A 17940-nucleotide genomic window follows, 5' to 3' on the forward strand; every position below is an offset into this window, starting at 1 on the left:
GGTAATGTCAGCAGGAAAAATTGTACAAATCATCGGTGCGGTGATTGACGTTGAATTCCCACAAGATGCAGTACCAAAAGTTTACGATGCATTAAAAGTTGAATCAGGTTTAACCCTTGAAGTTCAACAACAATTAGGTGGCGGCACAGTTCGCTGTATCGCATTAGGTACATCTGATGGCTTAAAACGTGGCTTAAAAGTAGAAAGCACTGGTAACCCAATTCAAGTTCCAGTAGGTACAAAAACTTTAGGTCGTATCATGAACGTATTGGGTGAACCAATCGATGAGCAAGGTGATATTGGCGCAGAAGAAAATTGGGCTATCCATCGTCCAGCACCAAGCTATGAAGAACAATCTAACAGTACGGAATTACTAGAAACTGGTATCAAAGTTATCGACTTAATTTGTCCATTCGCAAAAGGTGGTAAAGTTGGTCTATTCGGTGGTGCGGGTGTAGGTAAAACCGTTAATATGATGGAATTAATCCGTAACATCGCGATCGAGCACTCAGGTTACTCCGTATTTGCGGGTGTAGGTGAACGTACTCGTGAAGGTAACGACTTCTATCATGAAATGAAAGATTCTAACGTATTAGATAAAGTATCATTAGTTTACGGACAAATGAATGAACCACCAGGTAACCGTTTACGTGTTGCGTTAACCGGTTTAACCATGGCTGAAAAATTCCGTGATGAAGGTCGTGATGTATTATTCTTCGTAGATAATATCTATCGTTATACCCTTGCTGGTACTGAAGTATCTGCGTTATTAGGTCGTATGCCATCTGCGGTAGGTTATCAACCGACATTAGCAGAAGAAATGGGTGTACTACAAGAACGTATCACTTCAACCAAAACAGGTTCTATCACCTCTGTACAAGCGGTATACGTACCTGCGGATGACTTAACTGACCCATCTCCGGCAACAACCTTTGCGCACTTAGACTCAACAGTTGTATTAAGTCGTCAAATTGCGTCTTTAGGTATTTACCCTGCGGTTGACCCATTAGATTCAACTTCACGTCAATTAGACCCACTCGTTGTTGGTCAAGAGCACTATGATGTAGCGCGTGGTGTACAAGGTATCTTACAACGTTATAAAGAATTAAAAGATATTATCGCAATTCTTGGAATGGACGAGTTATCTGAAGATGACAAACTTGTGGTAGCACGTGCACGTAAAATTGAACGTTTCTTATCACAACCGTTCTTCGTTGCTGAGGTATTTAACGGTACTCCAGGTAAATACGTTTCTTTAAAAGAAACTATCCGCGGCTTTAAAGGTATTTTAAACGGCGAATACGACCATATTCCAGAACAAGCGTTCTACATGGTCGGTACAATCGACGAAGCGCTAGAAAAAGCCAAAAATATGTAATCACTTCAAGTCATTTGAAGGAGAACAAAAATGGCGACATTTAACCTAATAATAGTCAGCGCAGAGCGAAAAATCTTTGAAGGTGCTGTGAAACAAATCCAAGCAACAGGTGTGGAAGGTGAACTTGGTATTTTACCAAACCACACCCCTTTGATGACGGCGATTAAGCCAGGGATTGTTAAATTCACTCTTGAAGATGGCAATGAAGAAGTTATCTATGTTTCAGGTGGCTTCTTAGAAGTTCAACCTAAAGTAGTAACAGTGCTTGCCGATGTTGCAATTCGCGGTAGCGAATTAGATGCAGATCGTATTCGTGAAGCAAAACGTAAAGCAGAAGAAAATATTGTGAATCATGCAGTTGATGTTGATCAAGATTTACTTGTGGCTAAACTTTCTAGAGAGTTAGCAAAACTTCGTGCTTACGAACTTACTGAAAGACTTGTTAAATCAAAACGATAAGTTTTTAATAATAAAAAAGAGCGGTTATTTTGACCGCTCTTTTTGTTTTTCTATCGTAAGAAATATCGATACGCTTTACTTTCAGTTACATCTTCATAAACATAACCGAGTTCTGCTAAAGCCTGTTCAAATTCTGCGTTATCTTTTTCGCCTAATTGGAAAGCGGCAAGAATATTACCGTAATCGGCTCCATGTGCACGATAATGGAATAATGAAATATTCCAACGTTTACCCAAAATTTCTAAGAATTTAAGTAACGCGCCTTTTTGTTCTGGAAATTCAAAGCTATAAAGTCGTTCATGATGATTAGAAACTCGTCCACCCATTAAATAACGCACGTGAGTTTTCGCAATATCATCATCAGACATATCTTCTACATCAAAGCCATTTTTCGTTAAATCAGCAATAATTTCCGATTTTTCAGCTTCATTAGCCGTGCGCACACCAACGAAAATACAGGCTTTTTGATTATCTGCATAACGATAACTAAATTCTGTTACTGCACGGTTTCCGATGACATGAGCAAATTTTAAGAAACTACCCGGTTTTTCAGGCATGGTTACCGCCAATAAAGCCTCACGGTTTTCACCAATTTCACAACGTTCTGAAACATAACGCAATGTATGGAAGTTAAGGTTGGCGCCAGATAGAATTGCCGCCATATTTTTGCCTTCCAAATTGTTTTGTTTCACGTATTTCTTCAAACCGGCTAATCCTAAGGCACCAGATGGTTCTGCGACAGCACGCACGTTTTCAAATAAATCTTTCATTGCCGCACAAACTTCATCGCTGTCTACCAATACCATCCCATCTAAATATTTTTGACATAAACGGAATGTTTCATCACCAATACGTTTTACTGCTACGCCATCGGCAAATAGCCCAACATGTGCTAGATCTGTAGGTTCACCTTTTTCTAAGGCGGCATTCAAACAAGCTGAATCTTTGGACTCGACACCAATGATTTTGATTTCCGGCATAAATTGCTTGAGCAAAATGGCTACGCCAGCGGCGAGACCACCACCTCCGACTTGCACAAAGACATAATCCAAATCAGCCACTTGTTGCAGCATTTCCATTGCCAATGTACCTTGACCTGCTATAACCAATGGATGATCAAAAGGCGGGATAAATGTCATATGTTTAGATTTTGAAAGTTCAATGGCTTTAGCTTTGGCTTCATCAAAATTAGCTCCATGTAACAACACTTCACCACCAAAACCACGAACGGCATCCACTTTAATGCTCGGTGTATTTTGTGGCATAACAATTAATGCTTTTAAGCCAAGTTGTTTAGCGGATAGAGCAACACCTTGTGCATGGTTACCCGCGGAAGCAGCAATGACACCAGCCTGTTTTTGTTCATCAGAAAGGCTGGAAATCATTGCATAAGCACCACGAAGCTTAAAGCTATTTACTGGCTGGCGGTCTTCACGCTTAATCCAAATATTATTATGTAGGCGATCAGACAATTTGCCCATTTTTTGTAGTGGCGTTACGGTAGCGGCTTCATATACTCTGGAGCCAAGTTTGACAATCGCGTTAATGTAATCCGATTGAGAGGGTTGAGGATTGGTGAGTAGGTTTTTCATGATATTTGTTATTTATGATGAAGTGCGGTTAATTTTTTCTTTATTTTTATCCTCCCCTCATAAAAGAGAGGAGGAATGATTAGAGATTATTTTAATAGACTTTTATCACGCACAGCACCTTTATCCGCAGAAGTTGCGAAGTGACCGAATACTTTTAATGCAAAAGACACTTCACGTTCACGGTTAGCTGGTTGCCAGCCTTTGGCATCTTGCTCGGTACGGCGTTTTGCTAATTCTTCATCGCTGATTTTGAGATTAATCGCGCGATTTGGAATATCGATTTCGATAATATCATCATCATGTACTAAGCCGATCGCACCGCCAGAAGCTGCTTCAGGAGAAGCGTGACCAATAGATAAACCAGATGTACCGCCAGAGAAACGACCATCTGTTAATAAAGCACATTTTTTACCTAAGCCCATCGATTTTAAATAGCTGGTTGGGTATAACATTTCTTGCATACCTGGGCCGCCTTTTGGACCTTCGTAGCGGATGACTACCACATGGCCTTCTTTCACTTTACCGCCTAAAATGCCGGCTACCGCATCTTCTTGGCTTTCAAATACGATTGCACGGCCAGTGAATTTCCAGATAGATTCATCCACACCTGCCGTTTTTACGATACAGCCATCTTTAGCGATGTTACCAAATAATACGGCTAGGCCACCTTCTTGAGAAATCGCATTTTCTTTATTACGAATACAACCACCTACACGGTCATCATCTACGCTATCCCAACGGCAATCTTGTGAAAAGGCTTGCGTGGTGCGAATACCTGCAGGACCTGCACGGAAGAATTTGTGTAATTCTTCATCTTTATTACGAATGATATCGTATTGATTTAATTGTTCTTCTAGTGTTGTTCCTAACACGGTTTTGGTGTTGCGATGGATTAATCCTGCGCGATCTAATTCACCTAATAAACCCATAATGCCACCTGCACGGTGTACATCTTCCATGTGGTATTTATTGGTGTTTGGTGCGATTTTGCTTAAGCAAGGCACAACGCGTGATAATCGGTCAATATCTGCCATTTTGAAATCTACACCCGCTTCTTGAGCAGCCGCTAATAAGTGTAAAACGGTATTACTTGAACCACCCATCGCAATATCTAAACTCATTGCATTTTCAAAGGCTTCAAAGGTGCCAATTGAACGTGGTAATACGCTTTCATCGTCTTGCTCGTAATAGCGTTTGCAAAGCTCAACAATTTGACGACCTGCTTGTAAGAATAATTCTTTACGGTCAGCATGGGTCGCCAACATCGAGCCATTGCCTGGTAAAGATAAACCTAAGGCTTCGGTTAAGCAGTTCATTGAGTTAGCAGTAAACATCCCTGAGCAAGAACCACAGGTTGGGCAAGCGCTACGCTCAATGGCATCAACATCTTTATCGCTGACATTCACATCGGCGCTTTGGATCATGGCATCAATTAAGTCTAATTTGATGAGCTGGTCGGAAAGTTTGGTTTTACCCGCTTCCATCGGACCGCCTGAAACGAATATGGTTGGAATGTTTAAACGCATTGCTGCCATCAACATTCCCGGGGTGATTTTGTCACAGTTGGAAATACACACCATCGCATCAGCACAGTGAGCATTAACCATATATTCTACGCTGTCTGCGATTAAATCACGGCTTGGTAAGGAATAAAGCATCCCACCGTGACCCATCGCGATACCATCATCTACTGCGATAGTATTGAATTCTTTTGCCACGCCGCCAGCTTTTTCAATTTCAGCTGCGACTAGTTGACCCATATCTTTTAAATGAACATGCCCTGGTACAAATTGAGTGAATGAGTTCACCACCGCAATAATCGGTTTACCAAAGTCATTTTCTTTCATCCCTGTTGCACGCCATAAGGCACGTGCACCCGCCATATTACGACCCTGAGTACTGGTCGCTGAACGTAGTTTTGGCATAAATAATCTCTCCAAGTAAATTTCTGTTAAAGTTCGTTATTTATTCAATTTCTTCGTTAATGAATACTGCCAAATCTCCCCTACCCCTCTTTGCTAAAGAGGGGGAAATCTTTAGTTAATGAGCAACAATTTTCTCACTTTCATTTTAGCGACACTAAATTATTAACGCTAATATCAAATTTTATCCCATTTGAATCCCCTCTTTAGCAAAGAGGGGTAGGGGAGATTTGGCAGAAGATAATACGAAGAAATTATTCGATAAAATTAAGTTTATAAATGCAATTATTTAGATAAATAGCCTACCGATTAAAAATTTTTAACCATATTTAAATTAAATTGCTCCATTAGCTATATCTACGCACTTATAAACCATTTGTTTGGTATCGTATTGTCCTTCAAATTCTTTTTGAAAATTTTCTTTGGCCTTTTCACACTGCTCTTTTGTATTATGAATTGAGAGTGTTGTCATATAGCCTGTATAGTTTTGCAAATAAGTGAGAGCATAAGCAGCTTGTGATGAAGTTGCGAATATTAATCCTGATACGGTTAAAAATGATTTAAAAAATTTAGTCATAATGTCTTCCTTTTTAAATAATATTTAAAACATCCGGCAATTTTGTTAACTGATTCACCAACAAATCAAAAGTGCGGTCAGATTTTACAGTGATTTTTAACTGCACTTGGGTGTCTACCAATGTCATTTCCATATTGGTCACAGTAAAACCACGTAAACGAATAACGCGTAATACTCGTTCTAAAACCTCTGGGCGATGTTGAGCACTCAATTCAAAAGTATATTGGTTCATCTTAAATTTCCTCCAACATATCGGCATTACACGCACCTGGTGGGACTAACGGCCATACGCACTCCTCCGGTGGAATGCATACTTGCAATAAATAGGCCGTTTCACTATTTAATAAACGATTAAGTGCCGCATCTACATCATCAGCGCGCTCAATGCGTTCAGCTGGAATATCAAAGGCTTTCGCTAACATCACGAAATCAGGGTTATCTTCTAGAATGGTTTCTGAACGGCGTTTATTCCAGAAAAGGTCTTGCCATTGACGCACCATACCAAGACGTTGGTTATCTAACAGCAAAATTTTTACTGGCAATTTACCGCGTTTGATTGAACCTAATTCTTGGATATTCATCATCAATGAACCATCGCCTGTTACCAAAATCACTTCATCATGAGGACGTGCTTTTTTCGCACCTACCGCTGCAGGTAAACCAAATCCCATGGTGCCGAAGCCCGCAGAGGTAATATAGTTTTCTGGTGCGAAATGGCGCATATGTTGCGCAGACCACATTTGGTGTTGGCCCACATCAGTACAAATCACGGCATTTTGAGGTTTACGCTGTGAAAGTGTGTTGAGCAATGACCAAGGGTCAATAGGTCGGTTGCCTGCATTGTCGATATAAGTGAAGTCGAGTTTGGCTTTCAGCGCTTGAATATGCGCACGCCAATCATCAATCGCAAGCGGGATACTTAAAGCCTCTAAAGCTTGAATTAAATCACCTTGAAGGGCAACATTTGCCACACGGAGTTTGTTGATTTCTGCCGCATCAATATCACAATGAATGACTTTAGCTTGTGGCGCAAAACTGTCTAATTTACCTGTCACGCGGTCGTCAAAACGTGCACCGCACACTAACAATAAATCACATTCGTGCACGGCAATGTTTGCTGGTCTTGTGCCGTGCATACCAATCATGCCCATATAAACGGGATCTGTCGGGTCAATTGAGCCTAAACCTTTTAATGTCGAAACAGACGGCATTTTGGTAATTTGTAGGAATTTTCTGACCGCTTGCGTTGCGTTTGCCATACCTACGCCACCACCAACATAAAGCACGGGTTTTTTCGCTTGAGACAATAACGCTTTTGCTTCCGCTAATTTTAATTCTGAAAGTACGGTCGGTTTTACGACAGGTTTTACAATGGGTTTGATATGTTCTGGTACATCGCCAACTTGGATGTTACGAGGCACATCAATTAACACAGGGCCAGGTCTGCCAGTTTGTGCAATTTGGAAAGCAGAGGCAATAATTTCGGGGAGTTCTTCAATGGATTGCACAATGTAGCTGTGTTTGGTGCAAGCAAGAGATAAACCTAAAACATCGGCTTCTTGGAAAGCATCGGTACCGATAAGAGGGGCAGCCACTTGACCAGTAAATGCCACGATTGGCACAGAATCAGCAAAGGCATCGCCTAAACCGGTAATTAAATTGGTTGCACCCGGACCAGAGGTTGCCACACAAACGCCGACTTTGCCTGTAGAGCGCGCATAACCAATCGCGGCTATTGCAGCACCTTGTTCATTACGACAAAGGAGATGGTCAAGACCTGAGTCATAGATGGCATCATAGGTTGGCATGATTGCCCCGCCTGGGTAGCCGAAAAGATCGGTTACGCCATGCGCTTTTAAACATTGGATAATGAGTTGTGCGCCTGTCATGTTGCTTCCCGTTTTTATGATTATTGAATAATTTTATAAACACTGAAGTTCAGCATTGTAGCGGAATTTTTCGCCTTTGGTTAGGTTTTCGCGAAAAAACCAATGAAAAAAACACGATAACAAACATTATCGTGTTTTTGAATGAAAAGTGCGGTCAGAAAACATGATGTTTTCTTTGCATAAAATTAGAAGCCTGCTTGTTTTTCTAATTGTTCCACAAGTGCATCGTCTAAGCCTAACGCTTTTGCTAAGTCTGCTAAGAAAATGATTTCTTTGCGAGATAAATCTTTGCTTACTAAACGAGCCGCTAAGTACACATTGCTTGCAAGTGCAGTATCGTTACCTACAAGACGTGCAATTTCATTGATAGAAATTGGATTTTGGATTTCTTGTGCAAGCCATTGTGCTAATTCAGGGTTGTTACCTGCTTCGTTTGCAATAGTTTGTTTTTCATCTTCAGTAATTTCACCATCTGCTGCCGCTGCGGCGATCATGGTGCGTAAAATTAATTCACCCGCATCAACATGGCTTGATGAATTTAATACATCAAACGCATTTTCTGAGATGTTTGGTTGGCTGCTTTGTTGGGATTTTTGATAGTTTTGGTAAGCTTGATAAGCAAGGTTACCTAAAACGGCAAGTGAGCCTAATTTTGCTAAGCTTGCACCACCGCTACGGCCTAAAATCATCGATAAGATACCGCCTAACGCTGCACCACCACCTACTTTTGTAATAGAGTCGATAGTTTGGTTGCCGGTTTCAAGTTTGCTTGCAGAGTTTTTAGCGACATTTAAAACTTGATTTAAAATGCTGTTGATATCCATAAATGTTTCCTTTTGGTTGTTAATAGAGATTAAATTTGACCTTTAGACAGTAAATTTTAAAAAAAATTCACTATTTTTAACCGCTCTTTTAACCAAGTCCTTGACTCGGTTTTAGAATTCATTATATTGAAATCTTTCTTCATTAAAAAGGAACTTAATATGACGCAGTCAAACGCAAAGCGTGAGACCTTCTCTGGTCGGAAAGCATTTATTATGGCGGCAATTGGATCCGCTGTTGGTTTAGGAAACATTTGGCGTTTCCCTTACACCACTTATGAAAACGGGGGCGGTGCATTTATTATCCCTTATCTTATTGCACTTTTAACCGCTGGTATTCCATTGCTTTTCTTAGATTACGCAATCGGTCATCGCCATCGTGGTGGTGCACCACTTTCTTATCGTCGTTTTAACCCGCACTTTGAAGTGTTTGGTTGGTGGCAGGTGATGGTGAACGTTATCATCGGTCTTTACTACGCAGTAGTATTAGGTTGGGCGGCAAGCTACACCTACTTCTCACTTAATTCTGCCTGGGGAGATAAACCAATTGATTTCTTCCTACACGAATTCTTAAAAATGGGCGATATCGCTAATGGTGTGAGCTTTGAGTTTGTTGGCATGGTGACAGGCCCGTTAATCGCAGTATGGTTAGTCGCATTAGGCGTACTTTCTTTAGGTATTAAAAAAGGGATTTCTAAATCTTCAGACATCTTAATGCCTGTTTTAGTGGTGATGTTTGTGGCGTTGGTTGTTTATTCTTTATTCCTACCGGGTGCAGAAAAAGGCTTGAATGCGTTATTTACCCCAGACTGGTCTAAATTGTCTAACCCAAGTGTGTGGATTGCGGCTTACGGTCAAATCTTCTTCTCTCTTTCTATTTGTTTCGGGATTATGATCACTTATGCGTCTTACCTGAAAAAAGATTCTGATTTAACAGGAAGTGGTTTAGTTGTTGGCTTTGCGAACTCAAGCTTTGAAGTGCTTGCAGGTATCGGTGTATTTGCAGCATTAGGCTTTATCGCAGCAGCACAAGGCGTTGAAGTGAGTGAGGTGGCAAAAGGCGGTATTGGTTTAGCCTTCTTTGCATTCCCAACCATCATTAATAAAGCACCATTTGGTGAAGTGTTAGGGGTATTGTTCTTCGGTTCATTAACCTTTGCGGCATTAACTTCATTTATCTCTGTTATTGAAGTAATCATTTCAGCTATTCAAGATAAGCTCCGTTTACGCCGAGCAAAAGCGACCTTTATTGTGGGTTTACCAATGATGGTGGTGTCAGTAATTTTATTCGGTACCACAACAGGCCTACCAATGCTTGATGTGTTGGATAAATTCGTAAACTACTTTGGTATTGTAGCGGTAGCATTTGTTTCATTAATTGTGATTGTAGCAAATGAAAAACTTGGCTTATTAGGTAAGCACTTAAATGAAAGCTCTTCATTCAAAGTCGGTTTCCTATGGCGTTTATGCATTGTAATCACCACGGGTATTCTTGCCTTTATGTTATTGAGTGAAGGTGCGAAGGTATTTACAGAAGGTTATGAAGGTTATCCAAGTTGGTTCGTAAATACCTTTGGTTGGGGTATGGCAATTTTGCTTGTAGTCGTTTCGTTCATTCTTTCTCGTTTAAAATGGAAAAATGAAGAGAACCTCAATCTTGAAGAAAAAGGAGAATAAAGATGACAGGTATTGCACTTACAATGATGATTGTGTCGCTTTTGATTATTTGGGGCGGCTTGATCTTTGCTTTAATCAGACTTCCAAAAGAAGAAAAATAAGGTCAAAATTGACCGCACTTTGAAATAAGTAGGGCGTGCTGAGCACGCCCTTTTTTTGTTATTTCGATAAATCGATTTGATATACCGCAAAGCCAACTTCATCGGTGCCGACTTTTTTCATTGGATATTGTGCATTGTCTTGAATGAATTTCGCTGCTTGTTCGCTTGGCGAGGTTTCAAAACGCACGTCTAATTTATCGTTACCTTTAATCGGTGCAAAACGCCAGTTTTTATCCGCACTTGGGTTTACATGGCCATGTTTTTCGCTTTCTGCTTTGATGTAATCCGCAAGGATTTGGCGGTTTTCATCAGGAGAAGCGTAAACAATGTGTGCATCGCCTGTGCCTGGGAATTTATTACCGTAAGCACGATAGTTATTAGTCGCAATTAAAAATTCTGCTTTTGGATCAACCGGTTTACCTTGGTAAGTTAAATTCACCACACGGTGTGAATTCGGGTTAATCAATTTGCATTCACCGTCATAACGCGCTGGTTGAGTAAGGTCGAATTCATAATTTACGCCGTCAATCACATCGTAGTTATAAGTACGGAAACCTTCCCAATCAAGTAAAGATTGTGGTTTGTCGCTTGTAGGGTCGATTTGTTTAAACATACCTGCACTACATTCTAACCATTCTTTCAATTCTTCACCGGTTGCTTTCACCACAACTAACGTATTTGGATAGAGGTATAAGTCTGCTGCGTTACGGAAGGTTAATTCACCTTTGTTCACTTCTGTATAGCCAGTAGGGTCATTTTTACGGCCACCTGCTTTAAATGGTGCGCCTGCACTTAAAATTGGTAAACCCGCCATTGCAGCAACACTTGGAGCCACTTTTTCAACGTAAGCTTTTTGTGCTTGGTTCACAATTTGAATAGTTGGGTCATCTTGCACTAAGGCTAAGTAGCTGTACATGTTATCGGTCGCTTTACCGATTGGCTGTGCCACAAATTCACGGGTGGCTTCATGCACAGGTTTTAAAAGTGCGGTTAATTCTGCATCACTTTCTGTGGTCGCTTTTTTATTTTCTGCATCGTAAATTGGGCGAAGTGCCGCTTTACCATCAGCTACTAACCATTTGCCGTTGTGTTGAGCAAGGGTTAAGTCGATTACGCTGATGTTGTTTGCCCAGTAGCCTGCCATACTTTCAGGAACGCCTTTCACAGTACCTTTAGCAATATCCGCATTTGGTGATTTAGCGAACTCTTTATTCGGGAATAAACGGTGAGAGTGACCGAAAACAATCGCATCAATGTGTGGTACATCAGCAAGGTAGAATGCTGAGTTTTCTGCACCTTCTTGATATGGCTCGTCAGATGGGCCTGTGTGCGCAAGTGCCACAATAATATCTGCACCTTTTTGTTTCATTTCTGGCACATATTTTTGTGCAGTTTTTACGATATCGCGCGTTTCAACTTTGCCTTGTAAATTTGCTTTATCCCACACCATAATTTGTGGTGGCACAAAACCGATATAACCGATGTTTAGTTTATGCGTTTTACCTTGGCTATCCACAACTTCTTTGGTTTGAATCACATAAGGTGTGAAATAGGGCTCTTCAGTACCGACTTTCACTACGTTAGCATTGATGATTGGGAATTTCGCTTGTTTGATCGCATCGGCTAAATAATCTAAGCCATAGTTAAACTCGTGGTTACCTAATGTCCCTACTTCATAGTGCATCGCATTTAAGCAATCTACAGCTGGGTTTGGTTTACCTTCTTTGTAACCTTTAGCTGCTTGATAGTCAGCAATTGGGTTACCTTGAATTAAGTCACCGTTATCAACTAAAACGCTGTTTTTCACCTCTTGACGTGCTTGACGAATCAAGCTTGCTGCACGGGTAAAACCGAATTTCTCAGTCGGTGCATCTTTGTAGTAATCGAAGTCAGTTAAAAAACTGTGAATATCGGTTGTTGCCACAATACGTAAATCGACTTGTGTGTCGCTTTTCGCAAAAGCAAAACGGCTCGCACTTAACGCTAAAATGCTGCTTGCGCCAAGTTGGATGAAATTTCTTCTGTTGATCATATGAGCTCCTGTTGTATAAGAATCGGCAAGATTTTAAAGCTCTTTTATATATAAAGAAAGCGCAATATAAAGTTATGAAATGAAGTGTGATATGCATCACAAAATAAGGGATTGAATTTGGTTGCAAAACTTCACGTTTGGGACAAAAATAGGGTATCCAATCCGCTAAAAATCACTTCATTCACAGTAAGGTAGCCATTTATTGATGGCATCCGATAAGGAGATCGCTATGGCTTTTAATCTTAAAAATAGACATCTATTGAGTCTTGTTCATCATTCAGAACGCGAAATTAATTATTTGTTAGATTTATCCCGTGATTTGAAACGAGCTAAATATGCAGGGACAGAGCAGCAACAACTTAAAGGTAAAAATATTGCACTCATTTTTGAAAAAACCTCAACTCGTACTCGTTGTGCTTTTGAAGTAGCTGCTTATGATCAAGGTGCTAGAGTGACTTACATTGATCCAAATTCATCTCAGATTGGACATAAAGAAAGCATGAAGGATACAGCTCGAGTTCTTGGGAGAATGTATGATGCGATTGAATATCGGGGCTTTAAACAAAGTACCGTGCAAGAACTTGCGGATTATGCAGGTGTGCCGGTGTTTAATGGTTTAACGGATGAGTTTCATCCTACACAAATGCTCGCGGATGTTCTCACGATGATTGAACATTGTGACAAGCCACTTCGTCAAATTAGTTATGTGTATATTGGTGATGCACGCAATAACATGGGGAATTCTCTTTTACTGATTGGAGCAAAACTGGGGATGGGTGTGCGTATTTGCGGCCCAAAAGCTTTATTACCTGAAGCAAGTTTTGTTGAGATGTGTGAAAGTTTTGCTAAAGAAAGCGGTGCGCGGATTACTGTAACGGAAGATATCGATAAAGCTGTAAGCGGTGTTGATTTTGTGCATACGGATGTTTGGGTTTCAATGGGGGAGCCATTAGAAGCTTGGGGAGAACGCATTAAGCTATTGCTTCCTTATCAAGTAACGCCTGAACTCATGATGCGTACAGGTAATCCAAAAGTAAAATTCATGCACTGTTTGCCTGCATTCCACAATAGTGAAACTAAAGTGGGTCGCCAAATTGCTGAAAAGTATCCTGAATTAGCAAACGGTATTGAAGTGACTGAAGAGGTGTTTGAATCACCGATGAATATTGCCTTTGAGCAAGCAGAAAACCGTATGCATACGATTAAAGCGGTAATAGTTTCAAGTTTAGCTTAGTATTGAACATTAGATAAAATGTGTACCGTTTTTTTAATTCTAAATTTTGAATGAATTCTTAAGTTGTTCGTTGTGATTTTTTATTATTTATGTGAAATTTTATGTTATTTTTTGATTATGATCACATTTTTTGAAAAATATTATTGACATGATATTTACACAAGCAGAGAATATACCCACCAAAGGTTAGTTTAGATAGAAAGAGGAAATTTTTCTATGCTACTTCGTACATATATACACAGATACGTCCATACGAAAGTATTGAGACTTTTACGGTTTAATCCGATAAAAGGTCGTTCTTTGATGGCGCATATCCGTCGTACACGCCATATTATGATGCCATCGCATCGCTCTTGCTTCTCATATTCAGTATTTGCTTCTCAAAACAAACCATCCAACACGGCTCTCTAAACAGAGTTGTTCTCTCTGTTTAGAGAGTCTCCACAGATTAATTTCTGAATATTTTTGTATTGTCTAGAACAGGCAAGAAATATTTTGTGAAATTAACTTAATCTTATTTAATTTAAAATAAAAAATTCTTACTTTAGTTTTTTCATATAAAAAACTAGAGCGGGTTGTTTTATTCTAAATAAATCTATTGCGTTATTAATTTTAATAACGCAGGGTAACTTTACGTCAAAAAAATAAATAAAAGGAGTTTATTATGCCAAACTTAAAAATTGCATATAGTCCAAAAGTTGAACAATATTTCTCTACAAATAGAGAATTAGTTGAAATTACCAAAACAGACTTTACTGATGTTGCCGCTATTGTGTTGACATCAGGGGATGTAGGTGAATACCTTGAACGTATTCAAGCAACAAATTTTGGTATCCCAGTATTTGTTGTTCAAACAGAAGAAGAACAAGTTGATCCGAAATTCTATGATGCTATTTATCATATTCAAGATTTAAATGGTTATGACATTAAGCTTTATAGCCGTCAAATCGAAACTGCTGCAAGATTTTATGAAGAAAAAATGTTACCTCCATTCTTCAAAATGTTAAGTGAATATGTAGAAATGGGTAATATTGCTTTTGACTGTCCGGGACATCAAGGTGGTCAATACTACCGTAAACACCCAGCAGGTCGTTTCCTTTATGACTTCTATGGTGAAAACATTTTCCGTTCAGATATTTGTAATGCTGACGTGAAATTAGGTGACTTGTTAATTCACGAAGGTGCAGCTTGTGATGCACAAAAATATGCTGCTCAAGTATTCAATGCAGATAAAACTTACTTCGTATTAAATGGTACATCTTCTTCAAATAAAGTTGCATTAAACGCAGTACTTGCTCCGGGCGATTTAGTGTTATTTGACCGTAATAACCATAAATCAAACCACCATGGTGCATTAATTCAAGCGGGTGCAACCCCAATTTACTTAGAAACTGCTCGTAACCCATTTGGTTTTATTGGTGGTATCGATAGTCACTGCTTCGAAGAAGATTATTTGAAATCATTAATTAAAGAAGTTGCACCTGAAAAATTAAACCAAAAACGTCCATTCCGTTTAGCCGTTATTCAATTAGGTACTTATGACGGTACAATTTATAACGCACGTCAAGTGGTAGATAAAATTGGTCATCTTTGTGACTACATCTTATTCGACTCTGCATGGGTAGGTTATGAACAATTCATTCCAATGATGAAAGACTGCTCTCCATTATTGCTTGAATTAAATGAAAATGACCCTGGTATTTTAGTGACTCAATCTGTTCATAAACAACAAGCAGGTTTCTCACAAACTTCACAAATTCACAAAAAAGATAAACACATTAAAGGTCAAGATCGTTATGTAAACCACAAACGTTTCAATAATGCCTTTATGTTACATGCGTCAACCAGTCCGTTCTATCCATTATTTGCGGCATTAGATGTGAATGCGAAAATTCAAGGTAGTGAAGCAGGTCGTCGTTTATGGCATGAATGTGTGAAAGTCGGTATCGAAGCACGTAAATTAGTATTAAATCACTGTGAATTAATTCGTCCATTTATTCCAACCACAATTAAAGGTAAAAAATGGCAAGATTATGACACAGAAGAAATCGCAACTAATCTCGAATTCTTCAAATTCCACCCAACAGATACATGGCATAAATTTGAAGGCTATGCTGACGAACAATATTTCGTTGACCCATGTAAATTCTTGCTTACCACTCCAGGTATTAGCTTAGAAACAGGCGAATATGAAAAATTTGGTGTACCAGCAACTATTCTTGCTAACTACTTACGTGAAAACGGTATTATTCCGGAAAAATGTGACTTGAACTCAATCTTATTCTTGCTCACTCCGGCAGAAACCCTCACCAAAATGCAAACTTTGGTTGCTCAAATCGCCTTGTTTGAAAAACACATTAAACAAGACTCTTTATTAAAAGATGTATTGCCAACTGTGTATAAAAACAATGAAGACCGTTACAAAGGCTATACCATCCGTCAATTATGCCAAGAAATGCATGACCTTTATGTAAGCCGTAATGTAAAACAACTTCAAAAAGACCTATTCCGCAAAGCAACATTACCGGAATATGCGTTAAATCCACACGATGCGAATATTGAATTCGTTCGTAACAAAGTTGAACTTGTTCCATTAACAGATATTGTTGGTCGTGTGGCTGCGGAAGGTGCGTTACCTTATCCTCCAGGTGTGTTATGTGTGGTTCCAGGAGAAAGATGGAGTTCAACTGCACAAAAATACTTCCTTGCATTAGAAGAAGGTATCAACACATTACCTGGCTTTGCACCAGAAATCCAAGGGGTTTACTTACAAAAAGACCCTGATGGACGTACTCGTGCATATGGCTATGTTTTAACTGACTATTAATAAAGTGTGGTTATGAGGTTTTCCCTCATAACCCTCTCAGCACAAACAAAAAAAGTGCGGTTAAAAACATCTGATTTTTTGACCGCACTTGTAGGAGTATAAATTATGAGTGCTAAAAGTAATAAAATTGGTGTGGTTCAACTCACCATTCTGACCATGGTTAATATGATGGGTTCAGGTATCATTATGTTACCGACCAAATTAGCCGAAATTGGGACTATTTCTATCGTTTCTTGGCTTGTAACCGCAGTTGGTTCAACAGCCTTAGCTTATGCATTCGCACAATGCGGTATGTTTAGTAGAAAATCCGGTGGTATGGGTGGCTATGCCGAATACTCTTTCGGTAAAGCTGGTAACTTCATGGCGAACTATACTTATGGTGTGTCGTTAGTTATTGCGAATACTGCGATTGCGATTTCTGCTGTAGGTTATGGTTCAGAGTTCCTCGGTGCAACCCTTTCTCCACTTTCTATCGCATTATGGACGATCTTCACTCTTTGGCTTGCGACTGTTCTTAACTTCGGTGGCGCAAGAATTACGGGTAACATCAGTTCATTCACCATTTGGGGTGTAATTATTCCTGTGGTGGGTATTTCAATCATCGGTTGGAAATGGTTTGATGGTTCAATGTATGTAAATTCTTGGAACCCACACAACGTGCCTACTTTTGAAGCGATCGGTGTATCTATTTCAATGACATTATGGGCATTCTTAGGGTTAGAGTCTGCTTGTGCGAACTCTGATGCGGTTGAAAATCCAGAGAAAAACGTACCAATCGCGGTACTTGGTGGTACTTTAGGTGCAGCGGTAATTTATATCGTTTCAACTAACGTGATCGCAGGTATTGTTCCTAACCTTGAACTTGCTAACTCAACTGCACCGTTCGGTTTAGCCTTTGCTCATATGTTTGATGAAACAATCGGTAAAGTGATCATGGGCTTAATGGTGATGTCTTGTTTCGGTTCATTATTAGGTTGGCAGTTCACTATTGCTCAAGTATTCAAATCTTCAGCGGAAGAAGGTTATTTCCCAGCATTCTTCAAAAAAGTTACTAGCAAAGATGCACCTATCGTTGGTATGGTAACCATCACTGCGTTACAAACATTACTATCATTAATGACAATCAGCCCATCATTAAATAAACAATTCAATGTGTTGGTGGACCTAGCGGTAGTAACAAACGTTATTCCATACTTGCTCTCAATGGCAGCACTTCCCGTATTGTTGAAAACTGAAAATGTTCCTTACCAAAAATACAAAAAAACTGTTCTTGTTGCCTTTATTGGTTCAGTCTATAGTATCTATGCGCTTTATGCTGCGGGTGAACAAGCGATGTTATACGGTTCAATTGTGACCTTTATCGGTTGGACATTGTATGGTTTTGTTTCTTACAAATTTGACCTTAAAAAATCTCAAGCTTAATTAAAAAAG

At 39.6% G+C, this 17940-nt stretch carries 15 protein-coding genes; 8 read left to right on the forward strand and 7 right to left on the reverse strand.

Going from position 1 to position 17940, the window contains the following annotated elements; all coding sequences use genetic code 11:
- Positions 1-4 precede the first annotated feature (4 nt).
- Together atpD and HMPREF3020_RS00410 are read left to right on the forward strand one after the other, a co-directional pair.
- Entirely contained in the window at positions 5-1378 is a 1374-nt protein-coding gene (atpD, locus tag HMPREF3020_RS00405; RefSeq protein WP_070775156.1) for a F0F1 ATP synthase subunit beta, read from the forward strand.
- Positions 1379-1408: 30 nt separating this feature from the next.
- Positions 1409-1837, forward strand: a complete 429-nt coding sequence (locus HMPREF3020_RS00410; protein ID WP_065244476.1) for a F0F1 ATP synthase subunit epsilon — start codon at positions 1409-1411, stop codon at positions 1835-1837.
- 50 nt (positions 1838-1887) lie between these two features.
- On the opposite strand, the gene ilvA is transcribed toward HMPREF3020_RS00410, so the two are convergent.
- The 6 genes from ilvA to HMPREF3020_RS00440 form a co-directional block, all read right to left on the reverse strand.
- The gene (gene ilvA / locus HMPREF3020_RS00415; RefSeq protein WP_070775157.1) at positions 1888-3429 is read right to left on the reverse strand and encodes a threonine ammonia-lyase, biosynthetic; all 1542 of its coding nucleotides are present in this window, start codon (positions 3427-3429) and stop codon (positions 1888-1890) included.
- 86 nt (positions 3430-3515) lie between these two features.
- The gene (gene ilvD, locus HMPREF3020_RS00420) at positions 3516-5354 is read right to left on the reverse strand and encodes a dihydroxy-acid dehydratase (protein WP_070775158.1); all 1839 of its coding nucleotides are present in this window, start codon (positions 5352-5354) and stop codon (positions 3516-3518) included.
- A gap of 331 nt (positions 5355-5685) precedes the next feature.
- Entirely contained in the window at positions 5686-5928 is a 243-nt protein-coding gene (locus HMPREF3020_RS00425) for a hypothetical protein (RefSeq protein ID WP_070775159.1), read from the reverse strand.
- A gap of 13 nt (positions 5929-5941) precedes the next feature.
- Entirely contained in the window at positions 5942-6160 is a 219-nt protein-coding gene (gene ilvM / locus HMPREF3020_RS00430) for an acetolactate synthase 2 small subunit (RefSeq protein ID WP_070775160.1), read from the reverse strand.
- Between the two features lies 1 nt (position 6161).
- Complete coding sequence (ilvG, locus tag HMPREF3020_RS00435) at positions 6162-7817, reverse strand: acetolactate synthase 2 catalytic subunit (protein WP_070775161.1); 1656 nt, start codon at positions 7815-7817, stop codon at positions 6162-6164.
- Positions 7818-8002: 185 nt separating this feature from the next.
- The gene (locus HMPREF3020_RS00440; protein WP_070775162.1) at positions 8003-8641 is read right to left on the reverse strand and encodes a tellurite resistance TerB family protein; all 639 of its coding nucleotides are present in this window, start codon (positions 8639-8641) and stop codon (positions 8003-8005) included.
- Positions 8642-8800: 159 nt separating this feature from the next.
- Here HMPREF3020_RS00440 and HMPREF3020_RS00445 point away from each other — a divergent pair, with 159 nt between their 5' ends.
- Positions 8801-10315, forward strand: coding sequence for a sodium-dependent transporter (locus HMPREF3020_RS00445; protein ID WP_070775163.1), 1515 nt, complete (start codon positions 8801-8803; stop codon positions 10313-10315).
- A gap of 2 nt (positions 10316-10317) precedes the next feature.
- Positions 10318-10416, forward strand: coding sequence for a methionine/alanine import family NSS transporter small subunit (locus tag HMPREF3020_RS09395; protein WP_111327440.1), 99 nt, complete (start codon positions 10318-10320; stop codon positions 10414-10416).
- 58 nt (positions 10417-10474) lie between these two features.
- Here the strand turns inward: HMPREF3020_RS09395 and cpdB are convergent, their stop codons facing one another.
- Entirely contained in the window at positions 10475-12448 is a 1974-nt protein-coding gene (cpdB, locus tag HMPREF3020_RS00450) for a 2',3'-cyclic-nucleotide 2'-phosphodiesterase (RefSeq protein WP_070775164.1), read from the reverse strand.
- Between the two features lie 229 nt (positions 12449-12677).
- On the opposite strand from cpdB, the gene HMPREF3020_RS00455 reads away from it, so the two are divergent.
- From HMPREF3020_RS00455 to potE, 4 genes are all read left to right on the forward strand, one after another.
- Positions 12678-13682, forward strand: coding sequence for an ornithine carbamoyltransferase (locus HMPREF3020_RS00455; RefSeq protein WP_070775165.1), 1005 nt, complete (start codon positions 12678-12680; stop codon positions 13680-13682).
- 216 nt (positions 13683-13898) lie between these two features.
- Complete coding sequence (gene speFL / locus HMPREF3020_RS09500) at positions 13899-14093, forward strand: leader peptide SpeFL (RefSeq protein WP_197534114.1); 195 nt, start codon at positions 13899-13901, stop codon at positions 14091-14093.
- A gap of 253 nt (positions 14094-14346) precedes the next feature.
- Positions 14347-16509: an ornithine decarboxylase SpeF gene (gene speF, locus HMPREF3020_RS00460; protein ID WP_070775166.1), complete on the forward strand. Its 2163-nt coding sequence runs from the start codon at positions 14347-14349 to the stop codon at positions 16507-16509.
- Positions 16510-16614: 105 nt separating this feature from the next.
- Positions 16615-17931: a putrescine-ornithine antiporter gene (potE, locus tag HMPREF3020_RS00465; protein WP_070775167.1), complete on the forward strand. Its 1317-nt coding sequence runs from the start codon at positions 16615-16617 to the stop codon at positions 17929-17931.
- Positions 17932-17940: the final 9 nt, after the last annotated feature.

It is taken from the genome of Haemophilus sp. HMSC068C11, assembly GCF_001815355.1.
Lineage (GTDB): Bacteria > Pseudomonadota > Gammaproteobacteria > Enterobacterales > Pasteurellaceae > Haemophilus_D.